8 protein-coding genes are annotated in these 6,490 nt (G+C 58.0%); 2 read left to right on the plus strand and 6 right to left on the minus strand.

Annotated elements, in window-relative coordinates:
- The 6 genes from AAC035_RS17120 to rpsB form a co-directional block, all read right to left on the minus strand.
- A partial coding sequence (locus AAC035_RS17120) for a phosphatidate cytidylyltransferase (protein ID WP_339806294.1) occupies positions 1-696 on the minus strand: 696 nt, incomplete at its 3' end.
- Between the two features lie 29 nt (positions 697-725).
- Positions 726-1,502 (minus strand): polyprenyl diphosphate synthase, encoded by a 777-nt coding sequence (gene uppS, locus AAC035_RS17125; protein ID WP_339806296.1) that lies wholly within the window; start codon positions 1,500-1,502, stop codon positions 726-728.
- Between the two features lie 121 nt (positions 1,503-1,623).
- The gene (gene frr / locus AAC035_RS17130) at positions 1,624-2,181 is read right to left on the minus strand and encodes a ribosome recycling factor (RefSeq protein ID WP_339806298.1); all 558 of its coding nucleotides are present in this window, start codon (positions 2,179-2,181) and stop codon (positions 1,624-1,626) included.
- 22 nt (positions 2,182-2,203) lie between these two features.
- The gene (pyrH, locus tag AAC035_RS17135) at positions 2,204-2,932 is read right to left on the minus strand and encodes a UMP kinase (RefSeq protein WP_339806300.1); all 729 of its coding nucleotides are present in this window, start codon (positions 2,930-2,932) and stop codon (positions 2,204-2,206) included.
- 200 nt (positions 2,933-3,132) lie between these two features.
- A complete protein-coding gene (gene tsf / locus AAC035_RS17140) occupies positions 3,133-4,002 on the minus strand; it encodes a translation elongation factor Ts (RefSeq protein ID WP_339806302.1) in 870 nt (289 codons plus the stop codon).
- 135 nt (positions 4,003-4,137) lie between these two features.
- Positions 4,138-4,890 (minus strand): 30S ribosomal protein S2, encoded by a 753-nt coding sequence (gene rpsB / locus AAC035_RS17145; RefSeq protein WP_339806304.1) that lies wholly within the window; start codon positions 4,888-4,890, stop codon positions 4,138-4,140.
- 306 nt (positions 4,891-5,196) lie between these two features.
- Here rpsB and map point away from each other — a divergent pair, with 306 nt between their 5' ends.
- Positions 5,197-5,967: a type I methionyl aminopeptidase gene (gene map, locus AAC035_RS17150; RefSeq protein ID WP_339806306.1), complete on the plus strand. Its 771-nt coding sequence runs from the start codon at positions 5,197-5,199 to the stop codon at positions 5,965-5,967.
- Positions 5,968-6,490 (plus strand): nucleotidyltransferase domain-containing protein (locus AAC035_RS17155; RefSeq protein WP_339806308.1); only part of this gene is annotated, 523 nt, incomplete at its 3' end.

The following is a 6,490-nucleotide window of genomic DNA, read 5'->3' on the forward strand; positions in this document are numbered from 1 at the left end:
CTTCATCATGCTCTCCAGCAAATCCCCCACCACCGACACCGCCGCCACCAGAAGGGTCACCAGAATCAGCAGCAGGGTTTCGATCAGCGCCGCCGAGGCCAGCAGGCTGGCCGCAACCGCCAGCAGCCCGACCGCTACCAGTCCACCCCAGACCCCGGCCCAGGACTTACCCGGGCTGACCCGGGGGGCAAGCTTGGCCTTGCCAAACGCCCGACCAGAAAAATAGGCGCCAATATCCGCCACCCAGACCACCAGAAAAACATAAAGAATGGCCACCAGGCCGTCCGTCACATGCCCGAACAGCAGCCCGCCATTACGCAGATGATTCAGCCCCACCCAGGCCGGCACCAGCACCAGCAACCCCATGACCGCCCGTACCCGGGAATCACCCCACCAGGCGGAGCCACGGGGGTAACTGCGCACCATCATCAGGGCCACCAGCCACCACACCACACCCAGCCAGAGCAGATTCAGGGTGGGCATGGCATAGACCAGCGCCAGTATCACGGCGATCAGCGCAGCGTAGCCCACACGTGGACCCTGACCGGTAAACCCGGACATATTGGCCCATTCCCAGGCGCCCAGGGTGATGGCCACGCCGGTAAAGACCGCAAAACCCAGGGGTGGCAGGAAAAAAATGCCAATAATGGCAATGGGGGCGAGAATCAGTGCGGTCAGAATACGGGTCTTGAGCACGGTGCTGTTCGCTCTGTTGTCGTACTGGGTTATCGCACAGAAGGTGCAATACGGGTGGCAATCTGGTCATCGGTCTGACCGAACCGCCGCTGACGACCCGCGTAGGCCTCAAGCGCTTTGAGCATCTCCTGCTGGCGAAAATCGGGCCAGTAAACCTCGGAGAAGTAAAACTCGGTGTAGGCCAGATGCCACAGCAGGAAATTGCTGATGCGCTGTTCACCGGCGGTGCGGATCATCAGGTCCGGCATCGGCAGATCGCCCACCGACAGGTGCTGTTGGATCAACTCGTCGGTGATATCCGACGCCATCATCTCACCCGCCTGCACTTTTGCTGCAATCTGCCGTGTGGCCTGGGTAATGTCCCAATGGCCACCGTAGTTGGCGGCAATCACCAGCGTCATCAGCGTGTTATCGCGGGTCAGTGCTTCCGCCCGCACCATCTGTTCCTGCAACACCGGACTGAAAGCCGAGCGGTCACCAATGATCCGCAACCGGATGTTATTACGATGCAGTTTTTTTACTTCCCGCTCCAACGCAAACAGGAACAGACGCATCAGCGCCGACACCTCGTCTGCCGGCCGGCGCCAGTTTTCACTGGAAAACGCGAACAGGGTGAGTACTTCAACACCTTCCCTGGCGCAGGTTTCCACCACCGCCCTGACGGAATTGACCCCGGCCTTATGGCCAGCCACTCCCGCCAGTCGCCGGGTTTTCGCCCAGCGATTGTTACCATCCATTATGATAGCCACATGGCGGGGCCGGTTGCCTGAAGCCACCGGAATACCCGCTGATACTGTATCCGTCATGCTTTCCCCTGATACCTGAAAGCGATTACTCCACGGCTCTTTACCAGGCTGGCTCACCAGCCCTGAAACATCCCTGGATCCTTTAACGTCCTGTTGCTGGTTGCGGCAATACCGGCCGCAATCAGACTTCCATCAAGTCGTCTTCTTTCGCTTTCAGTACTTTGTCAATTTCAGCAATGTAACGGTCGGTCAGCTTCTGGATCTCTTCCTCGCCACGACGCTGCTCGTCTTCGGAGATTTCCTTTTCCTTTTCAAGATCTTTCAGATCGCTGTTGGCGTCACGGCGGGCGTTCCGGATCGATACCCGGGCGTGCTCGGCATCCGCCTTGGCCTGCTTGACCATTTCCTTACGGGTATTCTCGGTCAGCATCGGCATCGGCACCCGGATCAGGTCACCGCTGGTGGCCGGATTAAGGCCCAGATCGGACGACATGATGGCCTTTTCAATGTTCGGAATCAGGTTCTTCTCCCAGGGGGAGATCGACAGGGTACGGCTGTCTTCCACGTTCACGCTGGCCACCTGCTTGAGGGGCGTTTCCTGACCGTAGTAGTTAACCATCACGCTGTCGAGGATCGCAGGGTGTGCGCGACCGGTGCGAATCTTGTTGAAGGCGGTAGCAAGGGCCTCCAGGCTGTTCTTCATGCGTTTTTCAGCATCCGCTTTGATTTCTTTAATCACTTGATCGTCCTCTCTGACAAAATCATTCAATCAACGTGCCTTCGGGCTCGCCGGTCACAATTCGGGTAAGCACGCCGGGCGCACTCATGTTAAACACCCGCAGCGGCATGCCGTGGTCCTGCGCCAGGCAGATGGCGGTCAGATCCATCACGGCCAGCTTCTTTTCCAACACTTCATCATAGGTCAGGCGATCGTATTTCACCGCATCAGGGTCCTTGACCGGATCAGCAGAGTATACACCGTCTACCTTGGTTGCTTTCAGGACCGCGTCGGCCTCAATTTCGATGCCCCGCAGGCAGGCGGCCGAATCCGTGGTGAAGAAGGGGTTGCCGGTGCCGGCGCAGAAAATCACCACATCGCCGTCTTTCAGGTCCCGCACCGCGCGGCGGCGGTCGTAGTGCTCGACAATGCCGCTCATGGGGATGGCAGACATCACCCGGGTGCGGATATTGGAACGTTCCAGGGCGTCGCGCATGGCCAGACCATTCATTACCGTGGCCAGCATACCCATGTGATCACCGGTAACCCGATCCATACCTGCAGCACTCAGGGCCGCGCCGCGGAACAGATTACCACCGCCGATGACCAGGCCAACCTGCACACCAATACCAATCAGGGCACCGATTTCCAGCGCCATCCGATCAAGAACCTTGGGGTCAATACCGAAATCGTGGTCACCCATCAGGGCTTCCCCACTGAGCTTGAGCAGAACCCGTTTGTATCTGGGCTGGGTATTGGATGATTTCGGCATGATCTTCCCCTTGTCGGTGTTTCTGGCATGTATATGACATACCCCTCGGCGAAGATCACGACGGGCCCGCAAGGCCAAAGCCGCAACCCCGAAAAGGGGCATCTCAGATACAAGCCCGCCACGGCAGCCCGGGGCTAAGCCCCACACTGGCGTGGCAGACAGGACAGGTGGCTAAAAGCTGCCACCCGGTTTCAGCGAAATCAGGCCTTGCCGGCGCCGGCTGCCGCAGCAACCTCAGCAGCGAAGTCCACGGTTTCTTTCTCGATGCCTTCGCCCACTTCCAGACGAACGAAGCCAACCAGATCACCACCACCGGCCTTGATCAGCTCACCAACGGTCTGGTCCGGGTTCTTCACGAAAGGCTGCTCGACCAGGCTGTTTTCTGCCAGGTACTTCTTGATGCGGCCGCCCATCATCTTCTCGACGATTTCGGCAGGCTTGCCTTCCATATCCGGCTGGGCCTTGATGATGGCCTTTTCTTTTTCCAGCTCTTCAGCAGGCATATCTTCCGGCTTGCCGATGCGCGGGTTAACAGCAGCAACGTGCATCGCGATTTCGCGAGCCACTTCCGGATCACCGGCGGTCAGCGCAACCACAGAGGCGATCTTGCTGTTGCTGTGAACGTAACCGCCCACAACCGGGCCTTCAACCTTGACGATGCGACGCACAGTGACGTTCTCACCGATCTTCTGAACCAGCGCTTCGCGCTTGGCTTCCAGATCACCGGCCATCAGGGCAGCAACGTCGGTTTCACCCTTTTCGAAGGCGACATTCAGCACTTCGTTGGCAAAGTTCATGAAGTTGTCGTCACGGGCAACAAAGTCCGTTTCGGAGTTCACTTCCAGAATGAATGCTGAAGTGTTGTCGTCAGCCACCTTGATCAGAGACACGCCTTCAGCCGCGGTACGACCGGCTTTCTTGGCGGCCTTCAGACCGGATGACTTGCGCAGCTCTTCGATTGCAGCTTCAACACTGCCTTCGGCTTCAACCAGTGCTTTCTTGCACTCCATCATGCCAAGGCCAGTACGATCCCGCAGTTCCTTGACCATTGCAGCGGTAATTGCAGCCATGTTCAATCCTCTTAACTTGTTGACCTTCCGGCAAATCAGCGCCAGAAGGCGAATCCAAAGAAAGGGGGACCGGGTTCATCACCCCAAGCCCCCACATTCAAACGCGGTTACATGATCAGCTGATGACCGCCGGAATTACTCGGCAGCCTTCGCTTCACCAGCCGGCTCTTCGCTGATTTCAACAAACTCGTCAGCGTTGGTGGCACCGGCGTGAGCGGCCTCAAGGCAGGTATCAGCCACTGCGCCCACGTAGATCTGGATGGCACGGATGGCGTCATCGTTGCCGGGAATCACGTAATCAACGCCGTCCGGATCACTGTTGGTATCAACAATACCGATAACCGGGATACCCAGCTTGTTGGCTTCCTTGATGGCGATGCGCTCGTGGTCAACGTCGACAACGAACAGCGCGTCAGGCAGGCCGCCCATGTCCTTGATACCGCCGATGGAGCGTTCGAGCTTGTCCATCTCACGGGTGCGTTCAAGGGCTTCTTTCTTGGTCAGCTTGTCGAAGGTACCGTCCTGGCTTTGACCTTCCAGCTCACGGTAACGACGGATAGACTGACGAATGGTCTTGTAGTTGGTCAGCATGCCACCCAGCCAGCGGTGGTTCACGAAAGGCTGGCCGGAACGCTCAGCTTCTTCCTTGATAATTTTGGCCGCAGCGCGCTTGGTACCAACAAACAGAACCTTGTTCTTGCTCTCTGCCAGCTTCTGAACGAAGTTCAGCGCTTCGTTCATGGCAGGAACGGTCTGTTCCAGGTTGATGATATGAATCTTGTTGCGGGCGCCGAAGATGTACTTCGACATTTTCGGGTTCCAGTAACGAGTCTGGTGACCGAAGTGAGCACCTGCCTTGAGCAGGTCACGCATATTTACCTGAGCCATGATAATTTACCTTTTTAGCTTCGGGTTAGTCCTCCACACGTCCGATTGCACCAACCCGCGAGGCCATTCAGGCAGTAGGGCGGGCACCCTGGCACAACGTGCTGACGTGTGTGTGTTTTTGCCAGCGGGCAAGACAACCGGATAATCCGGGTTGCAGCTTCGCATTTCGGCGGCGCGTTTATACCATAAATGACAGCCCTGAAGCCAGAAAAAATGCCACTCCTTGTACCCTGCCGCCCTGCCCCTTAAAATGTTGGATCAGCCTGACTGCCGGCACACACTCAAGTAACAGGATATCGATACCCCATGACCGTAACTATCAAGTCCCCGGAAGAAATCGAGAAGATGCGCGTTGCCGGCAGACTGGCGGCAGAAGTGCTTGAAATGATCGGTGAACACGTCAGGCCCGGGGTTTCCACGGAAGAGCTGGACCGTATCTGCCATGACCACATCGTCAATGTGCAGAAAGCCATACCGGCGCCCCTGAACTACAAGGGCTTCCCCAAGTCCATCTGCACCTCGGTCAACCACGTGGTGTGCCACGGCATTCCCTCGGACCGGAAAATCCTGAAAGACGGCGACATCCTCAATATCGACGTTACCGTCATAAAGGATGAATACCACGGCGACACCAGCAAGATGTTTGTGGTGGGCAAACCCAAGCCCGGCACCGAACGGCTGATTCGTATCACCCAGGAATGCATGTATAAGGGCATTGAACTGGTCAAGCCCGGCGCCCGTCTGGGTGATATCGGTCATGTGATCCAGCAGCACGCGGAAAAACACCGCTACTCCGTGGTCCGTGACTTTTGTGGCCACGGTATCGGCAAGGTGTTCCATGAAGAGCCCCAGGTGATGCATTACGGCCGCCCCGGCACCGGCATGGAACTGCAGGAAGGCATGACCTTTACCATCGAGCCGATGATCAACCAGGGCAAGTACCACACCAAGGTGCTGTCCGATGGCTGGACCGCCGTGACCAAGGACCACAAGCTGTCCGCCCAGTGGGAACACACCATCGCAGTCACCAAAGACGGATTTGAGGTACTGACGAGACGCGGCGAAGAGTCCATCTGAGTGGACACCCATGAGCTGGCCAACCGTATAAGTGCCGAGCCGTCGCCGGTCCAGGCCGCGCGGGAACTCCTGAAAACCGCCTATCAGGACGATGCACAGGCGTTTCGGGACGGCGGCGATGTCCGGGTCCTGGTTAGGTCCCGGGCAGATACGGTTGATCTGGTCTTGCGTCAGATCTGGAATCGCTACCCGTTTTCCCAATCACCGGACATCGCCCTGATCGCGGTGGGCGGTTACGGCCGGGGTGAGCTCCACCCCCATTCCGACATCGACCTGCTGGTGCTGACCCGCGACGGCATCGAGGAAGACTGGCAGGAAGACCTCAGCGCCTTCGTGACGCTGCTGTGGGACCTGAAGCTGGACATCGGCCACAGCGTCCGTAGCCTGGAGGAAAGCCGCCAGTCCGCCCGTGAAGACGTCACCATACTGACCAACCTGCTGGAAACCCGCACCATCGCCGGTGCCGGAGATCTGTGCACGCAACTGAGCCGGGCGGTGTATTCCGACGACGTCAGCACCGACA

The organism is uncultured Marinobacter sp. (assembly GCF_963974375.1).
Classification (GTDB): domain Bacteria; phylum Pseudomonadota; class Gammaproteobacteria; order Pseudomonadales; family Oleiphilaceae; genus Marinobacter.